Source organism: Nocardia sp. NPDC050413 (assembly GCF_040655475.1).
In the GTDB taxonomy this organism is placed as follows: domain Bacteria; phylum Actinomycetota; class Actinomycetes; order Mycobacteriales; family Mycobacteriaceae; genus Nocardia; species Nocardia coubleae.
This window is the reverse complement of the sequence record NZ_JBFAJZ010000003.1, coordinates 318,903-340,249: the sequence shown is the minus strand read 5'-3', so window position 1 is coordinate 340,249 and position 21,347 is coordinate 318,903. Positions and strand designations below refer to the sequence as shown.

Here is a 21,347-nt window from a genome sequence, read left to right as displayed (position 1 = left end):
CTGCCGCTGTAGAGCCGCACCGAGCCGTCAGGGCATGGGCAGGCGGGGGAGGTCGAGCGTTGTCAGGCTGAGGGGGAGATGGGTGGGGACTTCCAGCCAGGCGTCGTAGGCGAGCCCGGTGGGGGTCGGGATGCCGTAGCCGTCCCGTAGGCCGACGACGGTGAGTTCGGCGGCGCGGCGACGGTCCGCCTCGGTGACCGGGGTGGGGAAGTCGACCCACCACAGGTGGCCGTTGTCGACGTCGGGCCGGTGCCACCCGGCGTCGGTGAGGGCCTGGTATCCGGCGGGACTCGGACGCCGATCCGGGTCGAGGTATTTGTCGCCGATCAATTGAGCCGACAGGACCTCGGCGTCGCGCGCGAACTGCACGAACCTGCGGGTGCGGGCCGGTTCGGGTTCGAAGACGATCACCCGCGCGCCGAGCGGGAGTTCGCCGAGCTCGGCGGTCAGATGTTCGGCGAAGGTCGACCAGTCGTTCACAGCTGTCCCTGTTGCGAGAGTCGGCCCGCTTCGTCGAAGAGGTCGAGCCAGTCGTTGGTGGCCAGTGTCAGGGTGAGGGAACTGGGAAGTTCTTCGAGGATCAGAGTCGAATTCGTTCCGCTCCAGCGGGATTGACGATTTTCCTCGGCGATCTCGGCGGACGGGGCGCCCAGATCGGCTGCCAGGCGCGCGGCCATGGTGGTGTAGGTCTGCTGGACGAGTGCGCGGGTTTCGCCGGTGTCGGGTCCGATGGTGCTGAGGTTGACCTGGACGCGTTCGACCTCGCCGTCGTCGGCGAAGACCTTGCCGCTGGCCAGGCCGAACCCGGTGTCGAGCATTGCCCAGTCCTCCGAGGTGGACACCACCCGCCAGCCGAATCGTTCGGCGATGTCCGGTATTTCGTCGAGCTGCCAGGACCAGTCGAGCGTACGCAGGCGAGTGCCCAGGTCGGCGACCTCGTCGGGGGTCCGGGTTCGGAAGTCCGTCAACGGTTTCTCCTCAGAAGTAGGCCAGGAATGCCGCGTCGAATTCGGGGTCACGGGTGTCGAATTGCCGCGGGACGTAGTCCAGGGAGCGCACGTGTTCGAGGAACTCGGCGGGCAGGGTGATGGACTGTTCGGCGAGGTACTTCAAGGAGTCCTCGCGCCAGATCCAGACGCCGTCGGAGTAGAGGGAGGGGCCGCCCTCGATGTCGGCGCCCTCGGTGAACAGGTCGGGCGCCTCACCCATCACGTCGAGGATGGCGCGGGCCTTTCGCATGTAGTTCAGGATCTGCTCGCGGTCGTCCTCGACGGCGCCGGTGGAAGCGTCGTGCACCGAGGGCAGCTCGTCGTGCGTGCCCTCGTACATTTCCCGGTACATGGCCACCGGCTTCAATTCCATTGCGTGCGTCCCGTTCTGGTCGGAGTATGCGGGTTCGCCGTCCGCCCGCGGTCGCCCGGCCGCGCCGCGTTTCGGCGAGTCGCCGCTCTCGATCCTTCGCGCGCGGTGCCTGGTCGTCAAGTTCGACGCCGGTGGGGCGGTTGGCGGACGGCCCGCGTTCACTCGTCGGTCACCGCCGGTTCGCCGATCCCTGTCACTGTTGTTGCGGAGGCGAACGAGTTGTGGTGTGCTCGAAAGGCGGCACGGCTGGGAGGATGAGGGGCGATGACGGCGTTCACGGACTCGAGCTGGTGACGTAGCCCCCGATGATCGATCTGCCGTCCGAGCTGCATTGGCTCTCGATTCTTGCCGGTATGGAATGGCCAGAGGGCAATGAAGACGAGATGTGGGCCATGGCCGAGGACTGGCGCGCGGCCGCCGACGCCCTTCGTGGTCTCGTCGACGACATCGATGCCGCGAAAGCCGCTGCGTACAAGGCATATCCGTTCGGTGAGGGTGTCGACGACATGCTCCGCGACTTCGAGTCGATGGCGCGCGGCGATCAGTCGGTCACCAAACTGGCCGAGTTGTTCGACGTCCTCGGTGATTCGGTGTACCAGACCGGCACCGAGATCGAGTACACCAAGATCATGTTCCTGTCCTCGCTGGGACTGCTCGCGCTGGAAATTGCTGCGGCGTGGCTGTTTCCGCCGACAGCACCCGCCGTGCAGGCCGCCGCGATCGGCGTCACCCGGGTGGTGGCGCGCGGCATCTTCGGTCGCGTGCTCGCCGCGATTCTGCGCCACGCCACCAAGGCCGCTCTGACGCGCGCGATAAAGTTCGTCGGCCAGCACGTGGCCATCGACACGGTGCTCGGCACCCTGCAGGAACTGGGCGCCCAGCAGTGGCAGGTGGACCAGGGGCACCGCAAGGAAGTCGACTGGAACCAGGTGAAGGCGGCGGCGGTGAGCTCCGCCGCGGGTGGTCTCGCGGCCGGTCCGTTCGCCAATTTCCTCGGCAAGCGGCTCGGGGACAATATGTCGCCGTTCCTCAAGGGCGCCATCACGGGGACCGGCGCCGGTCTGGCCGGTGCCGGTGGCGGCATGCTCGGCCAGTTCGGCTACGACGGGTTCACCCAGGGCTGGGACAAGGCCTGGGACAACCTGAAGACCGCGGCGAGCGACCCGCTCATGTGGAGCGCCGGTGCCACCAACGGTGGCATCTCGGGTCTGAACAAGGCGGGCGCCAACGCCGCGTGGAACAAGATGAACCCCGGCCTGTTCGAGCGCCCGAGCTTCAGCTCGCAGATCCGCGACGCTATGGGTCCTGGCTACGACCTCGGCAATTTCGGGCTCGACACCAACACCGCCGGTGGCGACGGCTCGACCAACCGTCCCGGTGCGGACGGCGAGAACCGGGCAGGCGGCGAGGACGGCGCCACCGGTGCCGGCGACGACGGCGTGCGCGCGGGTGCGGGTGACGACACCATGGGCGGCGAAGGCGACGGCGCGGGCGAGACGCGGGCCGGAGCGGGCGACGACAGCCAGTCCATGCGTCCGGCCGGTGGTGTCACGCCCGAGGCACCCGCAGCGACGGACACCTCGGCGGGGCAGACGAACCAGCAGTCGAGCAACGACGGGCAGGGGGCCACCGATACCGGCGGTGGCGCGACCGGACGGCAGGAAGCCAAGCCGGAGGTCCAGACGAGCGACGCGCAGGCCGGTGACGGTGGGCGGCAGGACGGTGGGGCGCGCGCCGGAGGGGAAAGCCCTGCGGCACAGACGGATTCCGGCGGCGATACCTCGCGGGCGGCGGAGGCGGACGCGCCGGTCGGCGAGGGCGTCGACGATGGGACTCGCACCGACGCGCAGTCCAGTGGGCAACCGGTCAACCAGGTCGACGGCACGCAGACCGTCAACCGGGACACCACAACGCAGACGGGTGCGGCGCCGGTAGGTGGGGTGGCCGGTGCGGGTCCGGCGGCCACGGGTGCACCGGCACCCGGGGCGACCGGTCAGGCGCCTGTCACGGGTCAGGCGACGCCAGGGCAGCCGGCCGCGACGCCCGCCCAATCGTCCTCTGCGCCGGCGCAATCCGCGCCGAGTCAGCAGGCCGCGCCCGGTCAGCAGTCGACGCCGAGTCAGCAGTCGACACCGAGTCAGCAGTCGACGCAGGGCGGTCAACCCGCCGGACGTCCTGGCTCGCCGGAGGTGCGGGCCGGATCGCTCGATGGCATGCAGGCCGGGCCCGAGAGTCGTTCCGGCACACCTGAAGTCGGTGGCGATGGTGTCGCCGAAGCGCCGCGCTCCACCGACGCGCAGAACGACGGTGACGCCCGTCCCGATGGTGAAATCCGGGCGGGCGCGAGCGAACCACGCAGCGGCGCCGGTCTGGCCGAAACTCCGCTGCACGGTCTGCACGCCGCACCCGGTGAAGCGCCCCCGGTCCGGTCCGAGGCCGAGGTCGCCGGCGAACCGGTTCGGGTCGACGACGGCGAGGTGCGTGATCCGCTCACCGACGCCGCGGCGATCCTGCCGATCGTCGACCCCGGCACGAGTCCCGCACGGCCGGGTTCGGATGCGCGGCCGGTGCGTCCGAGCGCCGACGACACCACCGCCCGCGACCGCGCCGACAGCGACGACCGCAGGCAGCCGCAGCGAGACGACAACGACAGCGGACCCGTCTACGACACCCGCCTGCCCAACGGTCAGGGCGTCGTCCACCACCCGACGGGCACGGCGATCGGTGAGGACGCACGCACCCATCGCGTCGCCGAGAACGTGCGCAACGACGGCGCCCACGACGTGGTCGTGCACGGGCGCCGCGACGGCTCGGTGACACCGAGCAACGGCGACCCGGTACACCCGCAGGACATCGTCGACGCGATCCGCGGCAACCCGAACTATGTGCCAGGCACCCCGATCCGGTTGCTGTCGTGCCACGCGGGTAATGCCGACGGCTGGGCGCAGTACATCGCCGACCAGCTCGGCGTCGACGTCACCGCGCCCACCGATCGGGTCGGTGTGCGGCGCGAACCCGGCTCCGAGCCGGTGATCGACCGCGGCGGGTCGTGGCGCACGTTCAGCCCGGAAACGGCGACCCAGCCCGCCGACACCACCTCGCCGCGGCCGGACACCGACCCCGCCGACTCGTCCGATCGTGATGTCCTCGACGGTGACAGCCGCGAACTCGTCGACTTCATGAGCGACCAGGACCCGCCGACGCGCCCGTCCGCGATGTCGTTCCTCGAACCCGGAACCGGGACCGACAACGCACCGTTCAGCCGGACACCGGGCGTAGACGCGCACCTGCTCGGCGTGCTGGACATGAGCGACCCGCTGGTGCAGACCACCGGGGAGCCGCCCCGGATCACGCATGTCGGCGGGGAACCGATCGACGAGTTCTCCCACCGGCTCAGTGCCGAGCGCGGCGACGCGTTCGTCGCCGCCGCGACACCGGACGCGGCCCTCGTCGCCGAATTCGAACAGCGCAAGGCCCAGCAGAAGGCACTGGAAACGCAGCGATCCGAGACGGGTCGCGGGGTTCGCGAGGCCATCAAGGCGCTCAAGGACGCCGAGAACGCCCTCGCCCGCGGCGAGGGCACCGAGGAACTGGTCAGCCGCGCCCGCGACGACGTCGCGGCCGCCAAGGAAGCGTCCGCGCGGGCCAAGGCCGACCTCGACGCCTTCCTCGCCGCCGACGCCGCCGAATCCGCGGCGGGCGATTCACCGGCCAAGCGCCTGGCCAAGGCCGAGGCCGACCTGCTGTCGGCCAAACAGCGCGGCCACGTCACCTCCATCACCATCGACCGCCTCACCGGTCTGGTGTACGAGGCAGCCAACGGACCGTCGACGCATCGCATCCATCCGTCCGAATTGCATCCGACGTTGCGCGACAACGTCTCTCGCTACCAGGACCCCGAGGACGTCTACCACAACGGCGGCCGACCACCCCATTTCCCGCACCACGACAATCCGCTCGGGCACGCCGAGATTCGTGGCACCAACGCCGCCCTGCACGACCGGGAACTGCTCAACCAGCAGCGCGACCCCGCCGACCAACTCCCCACGGACTTCGACGGCCTCGCCTCCATCCTCAACTCGCCCTATGCGCCGAATCGGGGCGAAGCGCCGTGCTGCGCCAACTGCACAAGGGTGGTGCAGGGCACCGAGAGCACCGCGGGCCACATCATCGACGAGGGCGCTCCACGCGTCGACCCGATCCGCCACTCCGACATCGAAAGGGCCGCCGAGGACGGCACAACCATCGAGCCCCGGTTGGTCTCGCCCGAGTACCCCGAGACCGACTTCATGGGCGACGACGATGCCGACGGGTCGTCGCCCGACACCGGTCAGCCACGAGCGGCGGATCTGCAGCAGCGGCCGGACGGCACGTTGTTCCGGCCGGGTGACCGCCCGGACAGCTACCGCGAGCCGGACGGCACCTGGCATCACAACGACGACCCGCCGGACACCTTCCGCGACAAGGCCTTCCGGCTGCAGAACGACACCGGTGGCTTCTATCAGGGCGACGCCGACCCGCTGGCCGGTGCCGACTACAAGTACCGGGTGATCAAGGGCGACACCGAACTCTACACGATGCAGGATCCCGATCGGGCCGCGGAACTGCGCGACCTGGTCGCCCAGCGCGACGACCTGGAGCTCAAGCGCGGCAAGCAGCAGGTCAAACTCGACCGGCTGATGGCCGAGTTCGGCGTCACCGATCGCAATGAGCTCGCCCCGAAGAAGGTTGCCACCAAGATCGCCGACCTGACCGCCGCGGTCGAGAACGATCCGACGCTGTCGCAGGCGGACAAGGAGGCCAAGGCAGCGAAGCTGATGGCGCTCGAGTCCACCGCGAGCAAGTACTTCGCGCTCGGCCCGAAGATGGTCGACCTGTCCAAGCAACTCGGCGAGCTCGCCGGACTCGACTACGCGCTGAACCGTCCCGGCGCGATCCAGCTCACCTTCGACGACGCCTTCGACGGGGCCAATGTCGTCGACATCGCCGTGATCGTGCCCCCGGTGCGTCCTGGCGACGCGCCCATCCTGCTCGTGGTCGAGGCCAAGGGCGTGGGTGCCACCCTCGGTGGTTCCAAAATCGCGCAGGCGCAACAGGGTTCGCCCGAGTACCTGCGGCGCACGCTGATGATCGACCAGAATCTGCGGTACCTGCTCAACGAGACACCGGAGCAGATGCGCCTGCGCGGGCTCGACCCCGACAGCGTCGAGGGCATGACGCTACGCAAAGCCGTCGCCCAGCTGATCGCTGCCCGCGAGGACGGCACATTGGGGGCCGAATACAAGCTGGTGCACACCTCGGACAAGGGCAAGGTGAGTGTCACCGAGCTGCGCCTCGTCCGCGACGGCGTCGACATCCTGGCCGACGTACCGCTGCCCATCGATTCCGCCACGCTCGATCGCCTCGCCGCCGACGACACGATCGATTTCATGGACGCCGACAGCGAAGACCGGCGCGACAGCACGGAATTCGCCGAACCCGAACCGCCGCGGCGCGAGGTGCGGATCGAACTCGGCGACAACGGGGAAGTCGTCGCGCTGCACATCCAGCTGGCCGACGGGCAGTGGGTGGTCGCGCGCAACGACGGCGACGAGAGCACGCAGAACGCGCCCGCGCGTCAGAGCGCCGAGGTTCGCGAGGTCGACAACCGCACCGCACTGCGGAAGCTGGTCGACGATCTCAATGCCGGGTATGTGGGGCTGAACCTGAAGTACCCGTCGGGTTCCGGGCTCGACCACCGGGGCCAGACCGCCATTCGCGACGGTGTGACCGGTGGCGCGCAGCTGATCTCGGATCCGGCGCCCGCACCGGCCCAGCCCGCGCCGCCGCCCGGCGACCATCCGGTGGTGAGCGCGCCGCCGCCGGGTCCGGGCGACCCGGCGCTGAACGTGGCGAGGATCGGACGCGAAGGGCTCACCTGGTACCACAATCGTGAGCACATCCCGATCTTCGGTCCGGTGCTCGGTCGCCAGGCCGATGTGGCAGGCGATTACCGGCCGGTGTTCTTCCCGGACGGCACCGAATACCGCCATTGGATCAGCGACGCCGACCCGAACGCAGTGCGCGAGACCGTGATCAGCGAGCTGCGGGCGGATCGGATGGAGCCCGACGAGGTACGCGACATCCTGAAGGAACTGTTCGACAACGCGCGTGACCCGCGGTTGCGTCAGGACCTGGTCGACGACCTGGAATTCAACGGGCTCATCGACACCGACGAGGCGCGGGCGATGGAGGACGCGCCGATTCCGCCCGTCGATTCGACGCCGGAGCGGCCGGGTCCGGCGCCCGAGGGCGAGTCGCTCACCGACATGGCCGAACGGCTCGGCATCGACCTCGATGGCGAAGGTCCCCTGGACCTGCGCCGGGCGATCGATCGGCAGAGCCACCGCCTGCTGCGCGAGATCGGTGCGATCGAGGGTCTGGCCGACGCGGCGCGCCGCGCCGAGGAGGAGCAGACCCGTCCCTACCGGCGCGCGGACCACCCCGCCGACTCGACGCCCGCCGACGACCGCGGCCTGCCCGGACCGGATCGTCCGCGTGCGGTCGACTCGGGTGAACCGCGCGACGACACCGTCGACTACGACGACGAGCTCACCGGAACCGAACCGCGCCGAAACCACTGGGGTGACACCAGCGCCCCGCGTCCGGTGCCGTTCTCGCGGGAGGTCAGCTTCCTCGACAAGGATCCGCTCGGCCGGTTCCTGCGCGACCTGATCGTCGCCTTCGAGGGCGCCACCGCGCTGCGTGACTACGACCGGGTCGGCAACGGCGCGGATCGGCTGCCCGAATGGGCAAGCTTCTCCGACGACCGGGAACCGGGGCGAGACGAGGCGCGGGCACGGGAGTTCTTCGAGCACGCGTTGCGCCGCGATCAGTTGCGCGACGAATTGTCCGGCTGGGCAGCGATGTTCGGCCTCGACCTCGGTGACCTGTCCGGTGACCGGATGGGCCCGACACTCGACGCGCTGCGCGACTCGGCGCGCCAAAGGGCGCAGAACCTGGCCGATTTCATCGCCGCCGCCCAGCCGATCCTGCAGGGCGACGGCACGGAACCGCTCGGGCGCTCCTACGGCGATCAGGTTGCCCGCGTGCCCCACGCCGACGGTGGACCCGACCGGTTGCTCGTCGTCGACGGGCCGCTCGATCGTGAACAGGCGTTGGCCGGTGCCCTGCGGGACAACCCGGAACTGGCCGCCGATATCGACAACGGCCGGCTGCGACCGGACTTCCGGGCCGTGCACACCGACGGTGCGGGCAGGCAGTTCCTCGACCCGGTGGCCACCCCGGAGGTGCAACACATCCGGCGCACCGTCGACGGCGCCGAACTGCAGGTGACGATGATGCGCGACGACGGCGGCCAGTGGCGGCCGGTGCAGGCCGCGCCCGAACCGTCGCCGACCCCACGCGACCGCGCCGACATGGTGCGCGAGATCGTCGACTTGGCACGGGATCTCGGCCTCGGCCCCGCCGCGTTGCACCCGTCCGCCATCGACGCGACCATTCGCGCGCTGCACCTGGACAATGCCGTGCGCGCCGGGCAGGCCGAGGCATTGGCCGACTACGCCCGCACGATGGCCGACATCGAGACGTTCAACCTGATCGGTGACGCGCGCGACCAGCTCGCCACGCGGCTCGGGATCTCCGAGGGTGACCTCACGCCGCGGCGGATCGCCGAAGCACTGGCCGATCCGAAGCAGCGGCGCGGCACCCGGCAACAACAGTTCGAGGACCTGCTCGACGGCCCGCAGCGCGAACCGCGTTCGACCGCCGGCTACTCCCAGCAACTGCGCAATGTCGACGCCGCGACGGTCGAGGCCGCGCAGGAAGCGCTGATCCGGGCGCTGAGCCCGGACAACCCGGAACGGTTGCGGCCCAAGGTCAGTGTGACCGATCCGCGCACCGGGCGGTCCCGGGTGAGCCGGGCCGAAACCGGGATCGATCCGGCCGCGCTGCGCAAGCTCGTCACCCGGATGCACCGGCACGGCGGCGGCGACTTCGCCCGCGACGCCCTCGCCGCCTACGCCGACGCGCTGATGCGGATCGACCCGTACAGCGATCATCCCGCCGGCAGCATGGCGCGTGACCCACGCACCACCGGAGACCCACACATCTACGATCACTCCGCGCTGCACTCGCTGCGCGATGTGGTCGGCGCCGCCGAACCCGGTGGCCGCCCGGTGGATTTCGCGGCCCAGGTCGCCGACAACGTGGCCCGCTCCTACGGTGCCGACCAACCCGTCGGGCCGAATGATCCACGGCCGCAACCGCATCGGGACTGGGCACGGTTGGTCGGTGTGGATGTGTCGACCGCCGACGACGCCAAGTTCGTCGAGATCTACGAGGCGTACCGCGACGGCAAGATCGAAAAGCACGAGGGCCTCAGCCCGGCGGAATTGACCGCCGAGATCGCCGCGATCCGCGAGGAGATCCGTCTCAGGACCGAGCGGATCGAGCAGTTGAAGGCGCTCGCCGACGAGTTCTACCGACCCACCGACCTGCCGCCCGGCGATGCCACCTCGGCCAGGCCGCACGGGGGTGCCGAGCCCGCATCGCTGCCGGGGGACTCGGCACCGGAGCGCGGCGCCGAACCCGATGACCGGGCCGACGGCGAGCCCGACGAGACCATGCGCAAGCTCGACGAGGTCGCGGACGAGCTGGCCGAACCGCTCGCCTCGCTCGACGAGCTGGTCGGTCCGGGCGGGCCGATCGACCCGCTGTCGCGGATCGACGAGGCCGTCGACCGCCAGAACCGCCTGGCCGACCAGGCCGATCAGCGGCGCGCCGACCAGGCCGACGCGGCATTGGACGACTCTCTGCGCGAACTCGACAGCGCCGACGCCGATCTGGCGGCGTTGCAGTCGTACCTGCGCGCACAGCGCGAATTCGATGCCGCGCAAGCCGAGATCGCCGCCCGCTTCGAGGAACTGGCCACCCAGGAAGCGGACACAGCCACCCGGCGCGGCGACGAATCCTCGGACGATCTCGCCGTACGCGCGGCCGACCTGGCCGCGCTCGAATCCTTCCTCGCGGCCCAGCAGAAGTTCGACGCGTTGCGCGCCGAACTGGCCGAGGCGACTCAGACCCGGCCGGAGGACTTGGCGGCCGAGGCCCTCGCCGACGCCCGAGCTCTCGAGTCGTATCTGCGCGCCCAGCAGCAATTCGATGTCGCCCGTGCGGAAATGGCGGCCCGGTTCGCCGCCGCGGTGGAGCGTCAGGGTGGGCGGGAGCCTGCCGGACCGGACGGGGACGGTGCCGAGACGAACCGCGACCTCCCCGGGGGCACCGATCGGCGTGACGACGACGGTGACGCCGATCCGCCCGTGCCGACGACCGACCCGGGTGGCCCGCCGTCGAAGCCGCCCGCGCGTCCGCCGACGGCGTCGAGTCCGGAACCCGAAGAGCCGTCGAAGGTTTCGTCCTGGTTCGATACCGGTCTTCCGAAACCGCCCGCGGAGCTCGCTGTGCCGGACGAGTCCACGCCTCAGGTCGACGAGAACGCGGCCGCGGAGAATCCGCCGCAGCGCGCTCCCCAGCGCAGCGATGCCCTCGACGACGTGCGGCAGTTCCTGCGGGAACTCGCTGATCTCCCGCCGTCGGTGCACGCGGACGCGCCGCCGCTGACCGCCGAGCAGGCCGAGCAGGTGCGCAGGCTCGCCGAGGCGCTCGGTCTCGGCGACGCGCTCACCGGTCAGCGCGATCCGCTCGGCGCGTTGGCCGAGATCGCCGACATGGCCCGTGCGCGCGGATTCCTCGACAGCGCATTGGACGCCGAGGCCGACCTGGGTGCGCCGATGCGGTACCCGGACGACTACGAACCGCTCGACGGCGACGAACTGCAGGACGGCCTGGACCAGTGGCGGGTCGAGGGCGATCCCGAGGTCCGCGCGGAGATCGCCGACGACCTGCGCCGGGCCGGCCTCGACGACGACACCCCGCCCGCGCCGGGCACCGAACCGGACCCGGACGCGCAGGCCCAGCCGCTGCGCCCGACCGCGATCCTGCCGCCCGAGGACGGCGCCCAGCGACCGGGCGGCCCGCGGGTCGAGCCGGGCCGGCAGGCGTTGGACCGGTTGACGGCCAGGTTCGGCGTCGATCCCACCGACCCAGGATCGATCGACGCCGCGCGCTACCGGCAGTTGCTGCGAGCCGGGGCGGTGGAGGCCTTCGCGTCGGCGGTGCGTCATGCGGAGGCGGCGACCGATCCGCAACAGCGGGCACTGCGGGAAGCGGTGGCGCGCCGCTGGGGTGCCCGACTCGGGCTGCCCGCCGATCCGGGGCTCACCCGCGCCGCCGACGACATCAACCGGCTGCGCGCCGGGGTGACCCGCGAGGCGAGTGACCTCGCGCATCTGGATCACCTGCTGCACACCGACCTCGACGACCGAGTGCTCTCGCTCGATGTCGACGGCGAGAAGATGCTGGTGCGGGTCGTGGTCGACGGGCCCGACGCTTGGCACCTGGAACCCGTGGCACGGCCCGAACCCACGCCACCGGCGCCGGCCACCGAGCAGGCGGTCGAGACGCCGACGAAGAAGAAGACGTGGCTGCGCAGACTGTGGGACGCGGTCTTCGACCGCGGGTATTTCGGCGACAACCCGAAGTACCCGTCCGGTTCGAGTATCGACGGCGCCGGCCAATCCATGCTCGGACACAGCGCGGGCGTGCCGCTCACCTCGACCAAGGACGCGACCCCCAACGCCCCCGGTGGCGAGTACGACCAGCTCCAGATCAAGTTCAACCCGGTGCGCATCCTCAAAGAGGGCGTGTACATGTGGCAGAACCGTGAACTCGTGCCGATCCTCAAACACCTGTCCTCCCGAATCGCCGACCAGGCCGGTGAGTTCCTGCCGCTGCGCAATCTGGACGGCACCGAATACAAGCCGTGGATCTCCGACGCCGATCCCGCACTGCGCCGCCAGATCGAACAGGACCTGCGCGACGCCGGCCTGGAACATTTGCTGGAACCGGAGAGTCTGACACCGGCGGAACTGGCCGCCCGCGAGACCGCCCAGCTTCCGGAATCCACTGAGCCGGTGCAGGTTTCGCGCTCCGGTGGCGAGATCCCCGCGGCCACGGAGCCGCTGCCGTCGTGGTTGCGGGACGTGGTGGACGCGGTGAACAACCGCATCGCCGACGCGACCGTGCTCGAGGCACTGGCGCACGAACTCGGCGTCCAGATCACCGATTTCAGCGAAGCGGGTCTGCGCAAGGCGCTGGCCGAGGCCGAATACCGGCTGTTGCGTCGTGACGGGGTGATCCAGGCACTCGAGGCCGCCGCCAGGTTCTTCAATATCGAAAACGCGGACATCCCGTTCCGCCCTGCCAATATCGACAGCAAGGACCCGCTCGGCGCCTACCTCAAGGAAGTCGTCGCGGCCAAGGGCAGCAAGTTCGACTTCGACATGCTGAACTGGCGCGGGGTGAACAACGGCGGCGAATGGGTGCACCCGTGGGCGGATCTGAGCGACGACGGCGACGATCCGACCGTCCTGGCCGAGGACGCCCGCAAGATCTTCGACGACGCACTGCGCCGCACCGGGCTGCGTGACGAGCGGTCCACCTGGGCGCACCTGGCCGGTGCTGATCTCGAGGCGCTGGTGCGCGACCTGGACGGCGAGATCGCACGGCTGCGCACGCAACTCGACGGAAATATCGGAGTACTGGACGAATTCCGCCGTCGCGTAGCCGATTTCGGTGACACCGACACCGGCGACCGGCTGGTGGTCGACACCGAGAACGGCAGGATCGCGATCGTCGACACCGGGGCCGGGCACGAGCCGGCGTTGGCGCGCGCGTTGGCCGAGGCCGACGCGGCATTCATCGACCGGCTCAACCGCGGCGTGGTCGACATCGAGATCCGCTTGGTCGGCATCGATGACAGTGGCCGGGTGCACCTGCTCGAGGTGGACTCACCAGAGGTTCGTCACCTGCGCACCGAGGTAGGCGGACACACCGTCGACGCGACGATGGTGCGCGACGGCACGACGCCGTGGCGAATGATCGACGCACCCCCGACGCGCGGCGGGGCGGACGCACCGGTGCCCGCCGTGCCGGACGCGACGAATCCGCCTGTGCCGGAACCGCGTTCGCTGGCCGCGGTGCGGGCCGAGCTCGCCGAGGTGGCGCAGCGGCTCGGGATCGGCGACCCGACGACGCTGTCGCGTGAGCAGTTGCAGACCCTGCTGTCCGACCTGGACCGGGGCAACCAGGTGCGAGCCCGGCAGGTGGAGGGCCTGGTCGACTACGCGCGCAGCGCCGACGCGATCCACAACTTCAACGCCCTGCACACCGCCCGCGGCGCGCTGGCCCTGCGCTTCGGCGTTCCGGCCCAGGCGCTCACACCGGAGGTGGTCGCGCGCGGGTTCGCCGACCCGAGCACGCGGGTGGAGTTGCACCGACAGCGCGCGGAGGACCTCACCGATTACGCGAAGCTGTTGCACGAGTTGGATTCCGCCGCCGTGGATGCCGCGCGCGACGCGCTCGCCCCGCATCTCGGCCTGCCGCGCGGCGGTCTCCCGCTGGACGCCGCCGCCCTGGCCGAAGCGCTGTCCAACCGGGTCGGTCGCGGCAACCTCGACGACCTGATCGGTCCGCTGACCGACTATGTGCGCACCCTGGCCGACATCGACCCGTACGCCGAGAACCTGGTCTACAACCCCGACGCCGATCCGCGCGCCGTCAGCGACGATCCGCCCGTGCACGACCGCGACGCCCTGGACTTCCTGCGCGAAGTCGGCGCCGACGACCTCACCGACCGCACCCCGCTGCCACCGGCCCCGGCCGATGCGACCCCCGGGCCGAGCCGCGACCACGCGCGCCTGCTCGGCGTCGACCTCACCGACGCCGACGACCGGCGCGTCGCCCAGGTCTACGAGTGGTTCCGCGACGGCCGCATCGACAAGCACGAACGCCTCACCCTCGCGCAGCTCGCCGAGGTCCACGCGCAGATCCGCGACGAGATCCGCCTGCGCGCCGCCGACATCGCCCGACTCCGCGACCTGTTGAACGAACCGTTCGTCACCGACCCCGACCTCGGCACCGCCGACCGACGCGCCCTCGACTGTCCGTCCGCGGACACCTCGACGGACTCGCCGACCCCGCCCCCCGGTCCCGATTCGCGTGGTGACGAAGATTCGGGTGAGCCGCCCGCGCCTCGCCCCGCGCCAGGCGGTCCACCGTCGAAGCCGCCTGCCCATCCGTCGACCGCGCTGAGCCCGGAACCCGAAGAGCCGTCGAAGAATTCGTCGCGGTCCGACCGAGGTTTGCCGCAACCACCCGCTGAACTGGCGGTGCCCGACGCAGCGGACCCGGGTGTTTCGGAGGCTCCGCCGAACCGGCCCGAACAGCGCACCGACCGCATCGACGATGTGCGCCGGTTCCTGCGTGACCTGGGTGATCTGCCGCCGTCGGCGCAGGCCGACGCGCCGCCGCTGACCCCGGAGCAGGCCGAGCGGGTACGCAGGCTGGCCGAGGGGCTGGGCCTGGGTGACGCACTGACCGGTCAGCGCGATCCGTTGGGCGCGCTGGCCGAGCTGGCCGACATGGCGCGGGCCCGCGGATTCCTCGACAGCGCATTGGATCCCGAGGCCGACCTGGGTGCGCCTATGCGCTACCCGGACGACTACGAGCCGCTGAATCTGGATCAGCTGGACGACGGCCTGGACCAGTGGCGGGTCGAGGGCGATCCCGAGGTGCGCGCCCAGATCGCCGACGACCTGCGCCGGGCGGATCTGGACGACAGTTCGCGGCAGGCGCTCGGCACCGAACCGGAACCGAACCCGTCGGCCGAACCGCTGCGCCCGTCCGCGATCCTGCCGCCGGCCGACGGCACCCAGCGGCCCGGCGGACCACGCATGGAACCCGCACGCCAGGCGCTGGATCGGTTGGCAACCCGCTTCGGCGTCGACCCGACCGATCCCGGTTCACTCGATGCCGCCCGCTACCGGCAGGCGTTGCGCGCCGGTGCGGTGGAGGCGTTCGCCTCGGCCGTGCGCCACGCCGAGGCGGCGACCGATCCGCAGCAGCGGGCGGTGCGTGAAGCCGCCGCCCGGCGCTGGGCGGCGCGGCTCGGGCTGCCCGCCGATCCGGGGCCGGCCCGCGCCGCCGACGACATCGCCCGCTCGCGTGCCGCGGTGGCCCGCGACGCCGCCGACCTGGCCCACCTCGACCGCCTGGCCCGCACCGAACTCGACGACCGCATGCTGTCGGTCGATGTCGACGGCGACCAGACCCTGGTCCGGCGCGTCGAGGACGGACCGGACGCCTGGCACCTGGAACCCGTGGCACGTCCGGAACCGACACCACCGGCGCCGGCCACCGAGAAGGCCGTCGAGGTGCCGAAGAAGAACTGGCTGCGCCGCCTCTGGGACCGGATCGTCAACCGCGGCTTCTACGGCGAGAACCCGAAGTACCCGTCCGGGTCCAGCCTGGACAGCGCGGGTCAGTCGGTGCTCGGGCACAGCGCCGGGCTGCCACTCACCTCGACCAAGGACGCGACACCCAACGCGCCCGGCGGCGAGTACGACCAGTTGCAGATCAAGTTCAACCCGGTGCGCATCCTCAAAGAGGGCATCGAGATGTGGCGCAAGCGGGAGCTGGTGCCGATCCTCAAGCACCTGTCCGCGCGCATCGCCGACCAGGCCGGGGAATTCCTGCCGCTGCGGAACATGGACGGCACGGAATACAAGCCGTGGATCTCCGACGCCGATCCCGCACTGCGTCGCCAGATCGAACAGGAACTGCGCGACGCGGGCCTCGAGCATCTGCTGGAACCGGAAAGCCTCACACCGGCGGAACTGGCCGCGCGGGAGCCGAAGGAAATCCCGGATTCCGTCGAACCGCGACAACTCACGGACCGTGCGGACCAGACGCCCGAGGTCGCCGAGCAGCTGCCGCCGTGGCTGCGGGACGTGGTCGACGCCGTGAATCAGCGCATCGCCGACGCCACCGTGATCGACGCGCTCGCCCGCGAACTCGGGGTGCGGATCACCGATTTCAGCGAAGAGGGCCTGCGAAAGGCGCTGGCCGAGGCAGAGTACCGGGTGCTGCGTCGTGAGGGCGTGATCCAGGCACTCGAGGCCGCGGCCAGGTTCTTCAATATCGAGAACGCCGACATCCCGTTCCGGCCGGCCAACTTCTTCAGCAAGGATCCGCTCGGTGCCTACCTGAAGGAAGTCGTCGCGGCCAGAGGCGACAAGTTCAGCTTCGACATGCTGAACTGGCGCGGGGTGAACAACGGCGGCGAATGGGTCGACATCTGGCCCGACCTCAGCGACGACGGTGGATCCCAGACCGTCCACGCCGAGGACGCCCGCAAGATCTTCGACGACGCGCTGCGACGCGCGGGGCTGCGTGACGAGCGGTCCACCTGGGCGCATCTGGCCGCGGCCGATCTCGAGGCCCTGGTCCGCGATCTGGACGGTGAGATCGCGCGGCTGCGTGGACAACTCGACGACAATATCGGCATCTTCGACGAATTGCGCCGTCGGACAGCGGATTTCGGTGACAGTGACACCGGTGACCGGTTGGTGGTCGACACCGAGAACGGGACCATCGCGATCGTCGACACCGGCGCCGGGCAGGAAGCGGCGCTGGCGCGCGCGTTGGCCGAGGCCGACACCGACTTCATCGACCGGCTCAACCGGGGCGAGGTCGACATCCAGATCAGGATCGTCGGGGTCGACGATCAAGGACGCGTGCGGGTGAGCGAGGTGGACGCGCCGGAGGTCCGGCACCTGCGCGGCGAGGTCGACGGCCGCACCGTCGACGCCACCATGGTGCGCGAGGGCACCGGTCCGTGGCGGATGATCGAGACTCCGCCGCGGCACGGCACGGCGGACGAGAACCTGCCCGTGGTCGCCACGGATCAGCCGGTGGCACAACCACGTTCGCTGGCCGAGGTGCGGGCCGAGATCGCCGACGTGGCCGAGCGGCTCGGCATCGACGACCCGACGAACCTGTCGGGGGAGCGGCTGACCACGCTGCTGTCCGAACTGGAACGCGCCAATCAGGTGCGAGCCAGGCAGCTCGAGGCATCCGTCGACTACGCGCTCACCACCGATGCCGTCGACAACTTCAACGCCCTGCACGACGTACGCAGCAACATGGCGCTGCGCTTCGGCGTCGAGCCGAACGATCTCAGCCCGGAACGGGTCGCCGAGCGGTTCGCCGACACCGGAACCCGGGTGGAGCTGCACCGTCAGCGAGCCAAGGACCTCACCGCCTACGCGAAGCTGCTGCGCGCGCTCGACCCGGGCGCCGTCGACGCCGCACGTGACGCGCTCGCCCCGCATCTCGGCCTGCCGCGCGGCGGGCTGCCCCTGGACGCCGCGGCCTTGGCCGAGGCGGTGTCCAACCGCGCGGCCCGCGGTGACCTCGACGATCTCACCGGTCCGCTCGCCGACTACGTGCGGGCACTGGCGAAGGTCGACCCGTACGCCGAGAACCTGGTCTACAACCCCGAGGCCGACCCCCGCGCGGTCGGCGACGACCCACCGGTCCACGACCGCGACGCCCTCGACTTCCTGCGTGAAGTCGGCGCCGACGACCTCACCGACCGCACCCCGCTACCGCCCGCCCCCGCCGACGCGACCCCCGGGCCGAGCCGCGACCACGCGCGCCTGCTCGGCGCCGACCTCACCGACGCGGACGACGAGAAGGTCGCCACGGTCTACGAGTGGTTCCGCGACGGCCGCATCGACAAGCACGAACGTCTCACCCTGGACAAACTCGCCCGAGTCCACGAGCAGATCCGCGACGAGATCCGCCAGGCGGCCGCCGACATCGCCCGCCTGCGCGCCCTGCTCTCCGAGCCGTTCGTGACCGACCCCGAGCTCGGTGGGGCGGATACCCCGGCCCTTGAAGCGTCATCCGGCGAGTCCACACCCCGGTCGCCGAACCCCGAATCGCCGACCCCGTCCGTGCCAGGAACCCCGACCCGTCCGGGCTTGCCGGTTGGCGCGGATGCCAACGGCGACAAGGACACTCGGAACAGCGAGCAGCCGCGGGAACTGCCCCCGGCGGAGAACCGCGGTGAACCTGCTCCCCGGCCACGGCCCGCCATCGAACCGGAGTCCCGCACAACCGGTGACGACGCCTCGGCCCCGCCGCTGCTCGATCCGGTGACCGATCCGGGTGACCCGGGTATTCCGCAGGACCGTAACCACTCCCAGGGTGGCCGCCATGCGGAGGCTGGGCTCGATGCGGGAGATCCTGTGATGCTCGATCCGGTGACCGACCCGGGGGATCCGGGCATCCCGAAGGGGCCCGACCCCGCACAGGCCACCGGTCGTCCTTTCACGTCGCACGATGTCGACACCGATCCGGGCGTCGATGCCGGTGCCGGTTCGTCGGAGTCGAACGGTGCGGACGCCGACGGTTCGCGCCGTCGTCCACCTGGTTCTCCGGAATCGGACGACGCGGCGGACCCGGACAAGGGATTCGACCCGGGTCAGCAGGTCCCGCCGCCGAGTGCGGACGGGGAGCGACCACGCGCGCGCCGGGAGCTGCCCGGTTCGGCCTACCGGTCGCACATTCCACACCCCCCGCACGAGTACGAGGTGGAGCTCGAGGTCCCACTGTTCGATCCCGTCGAATGGCCTGTACCCCCACTGGAAGTAACTCCAGAACCATCCGATCCTCCGCGCCCACCGGAGCCTCCGCGTCAGCCCGAGCCCCCGCGCCCGCCTGAGCAACCACCGCTTCCTCCGATTCCGCCGGACAAACCGTGCCCGCCGGAACCCCCTGTGCCGCCGCAGCCACCCGTGCCGCCGGTGCCTCCGCAGCCGCCGGTGCCGCCCGTACCGCCGGCACCCCCGATTCCGCCAGATCCGCCGGTGCCTCCGCAGCCTCCTGTACCGCCGGTGCCTCCGCAGCCTCCTGTACCCCCGGTGCCGCCGGAGTTGCCTGAGCCGCCGGAGCTTCCACTGCCTCCGGAACTGCCGGAACCTCCGGTGCCCCCGAAACCGCCGGTGCCGCCGGAATTACCGGTGCCGCCGGAGCTGCCGGTGCCTCCCGTACCGCCGGCACCCCCGGTTCCACCTCAGCTCCCATTGCCGTCGGACCCGACGCCGGGCGAACCCACCCCGCCACCATGGCCCGTTCCCCCGACGCCGCCGAGCGAAAGGCCGAGCATTCCACCCATTCCGCCGTGGATGACGCCACCGCCGGGGTCGGTCATGCCCACCCCGCCGGACGGCCTGCCGTTCCCACCGGGACACGGCCAGCCCAATCCGCCGGGGATCAACCAGCCATTCCCACCAGGGCCTGACCACTCGTTCCCACCGGCCAACGGCCAGCCCTACACGCCGAGCAACGGTCAGCCCCACATTCCTGGGAACGACCACGTGTTCCCCCCGGGGAGCGGTCAGTCGCACCAGTCGGGCAACAGCCAGCTGTTCCCCCCGGGCAACGGCCAGCCGTTCAAGCCGGGCGATGGTCACCCGTTTGTGCCCGGGAGCGGTCAGCCGTACTCCCCGGGCAACGGCGAGTCCTACCCGCCCGGAAACGGCCAACCGTACCCACCAGGAAACGGTCAATCCTTCCAGCCGGGCAACGCTCAGCCCTACCAACCGGGGAACGGAAACCCCTATCAGCAGCCGGGTTACGCGCAACCGTTCGTCGGTGGCGACCAGCCGAATCCGCCGGGAAACGGGCAGTCCTCCGCACCTGGGCACGGTCAGGGTGGGTACGGAACTCAGCAGGCGGGGAACGGGTACTCGGCGGGCGGGGCGCCGATGTATCCGCCGCCGGTTCTGCCGCCGAATGGTGGGCAGCAGGGGCAGCGCAGGCCGTACGGGGCGGAGTATCGGATGCCCGCCGAGCCGGCTGTGGTGGTGGTCCGTCCGTACGCGGGTGGCCTGCCCGCCGAATTCGATCCGCAGACCGGGTCGTTGCGTCCCGCGCCGCCTGGACTGTCGGGCACCGACGGGCTGTATGCCGATCTCGGTGGTGTGACGGTGGTCTTCTACCGGCTCGGCGAGCGGTTGATGGTGCAGGTGGGCATCCAGCCGATCGAGTTGAGCGGTCTCGCGCAGGTGGGCTGGGAACGATCACCGCAGCGGATGACGCGGTTCAGCGTGGCCGTGAACGGCAGGCCGATGGGTGAGCTGATCTACCCGGCCCTGCCACCGGAGCTGGACCTGGGTCTGCTGATCCGTAACGTGGTTGCCGATCCGGCCGACCGGATGACAATCTTCAGCGACCGTGCTCGACCGATCGGAGAGGTTTCCCCAGGTGAGTGACGATCCGATCGAATGGAACGATCCGGACGTGCGAATCGACCCGGCGACCGGCCGGTTGTCGTACCGCGGCGAGCCCTACAGCGGTGCGGTGACCCACACCCGCCCCGACGGCACGTGGCGCGAGTACTGGAGCTACGACGACGGCGACCGCGACGGCGACTGGTCGGGCTGGTACCCCGACGGGACCATGCGCTACAACGGCGAGTTCTATCGCAACCGCCCCGTCGGCACCTGGCAGGAGTGGTACCCCGACGGTTCCCGCCGCCTCGAAGACGTCTACGACATCGACGGTGTGCTGCTCACCCACTCGGTGTGGAACGAGGCGGGGGAGCTGGTCGAATTCGCCGACGAGCGCACCCGCAAGGGCATCACCGCCGACGCGATCTCCGCCGACGACCCCGAATTGCGCTGGGACGACGAGGAAATCCGCAGGTACTACCGCGGCGAACCGTTCACCGGTCAGGAGTTCCGCCGCCCCGCACCGAGCGCCCCCATCACCGAATTGTCCACCTACGCAGACGGATACCGCGACGGACCGACCCGGGCGTGGTACCTCGACGGCACCCCACGCTTGCGCGGCGAGTACGCCGACCGGCACGAGGTCGGCACCTGGACCACCTGGTTCCCCGACGGGAACATCGAGGAAGAAACCGTCTTCGCCCCCGACGGCGCCCTGCTCACCCGCACCGTGTGGGACGAGTCCGGCGCCGTGATCGCGCGGTACGGCGAGCACCGGGACTAGAC

General features: G+C 70.6%; 5 protein-coding genes. 2 read left to right on the top strand and 3 right to left on the bottom strand.

Translation table 11 applies throughout. The features are described 5' to 3' along the window. Positions 1-27: 27 nt before the first annotated feature. From AB0I19_RS11295 to AB0I19_RS11285, 3 genes are read right to left on the bottom strand one after another with little or no spacing between them, the layout of a single operon-like run. Positions 28-480: a hypothetical protein gene (locus tag AB0I19_RS11295; RefSeq protein WP_357147328.1), complete on the bottom strand. Its 453-nt coding sequence runs from the start codon at positions 478-480 to the stop codon at positions 28-30. Continuing rightward, positions 477-968, bottom strand: coding sequence for a DUF6301 family protein (locus tag AB0I19_RS11290; protein WP_357147325.1), 492 nt, complete (start codon positions 966-968; stop codon positions 477-479). Before AB0I19_RS11290 ends, AB0I19_RS11295 begins: the two co-directional genes overlap by 4 nt. Positions 969-978: 10 nt before the next feature. Beyond that, positions 979-1,362 (bottom strand): hypothetical protein, encoded by a 384-nt coding sequence (locus AB0I19_RS11285; protein ID WP_357147322.1) that lies wholly within the window; start codon positions 1,360-1,362, stop codon positions 979-981. A 353-nt stretch (positions 1,363-1,715) separates the two neighbouring features. Here AB0I19_RS11285 and AB0I19_RS11280 point away from each other — a divergent pair, with 353 nt between their 5' ends. Further along, positions 1,716-20,603 (top strand): hypothetical protein, encoded by an 18,888-nt coding sequence (locus AB0I19_RS11280; RefSeq protein WP_357147319.1) that lies wholly within the window; start codon positions 1,716-1,718, stop codon positions 20,601-20,603. Beyond that, positions 20,596-21,345: a hypothetical protein gene (locus AB0I19_RS11275; protein ID WP_067641156.1), complete on the top strand. Its 750-nt coding sequence runs from the start codon at positions 20,596-20,598 to the stop codon at positions 21,343-21,345. Before AB0I19_RS11280 ends, AB0I19_RS11275 begins: the two co-directional genes overlap by 8 nt. The last annotated feature ends 2 nt before the right edge of the window (positions 21,346-21,347 follow it).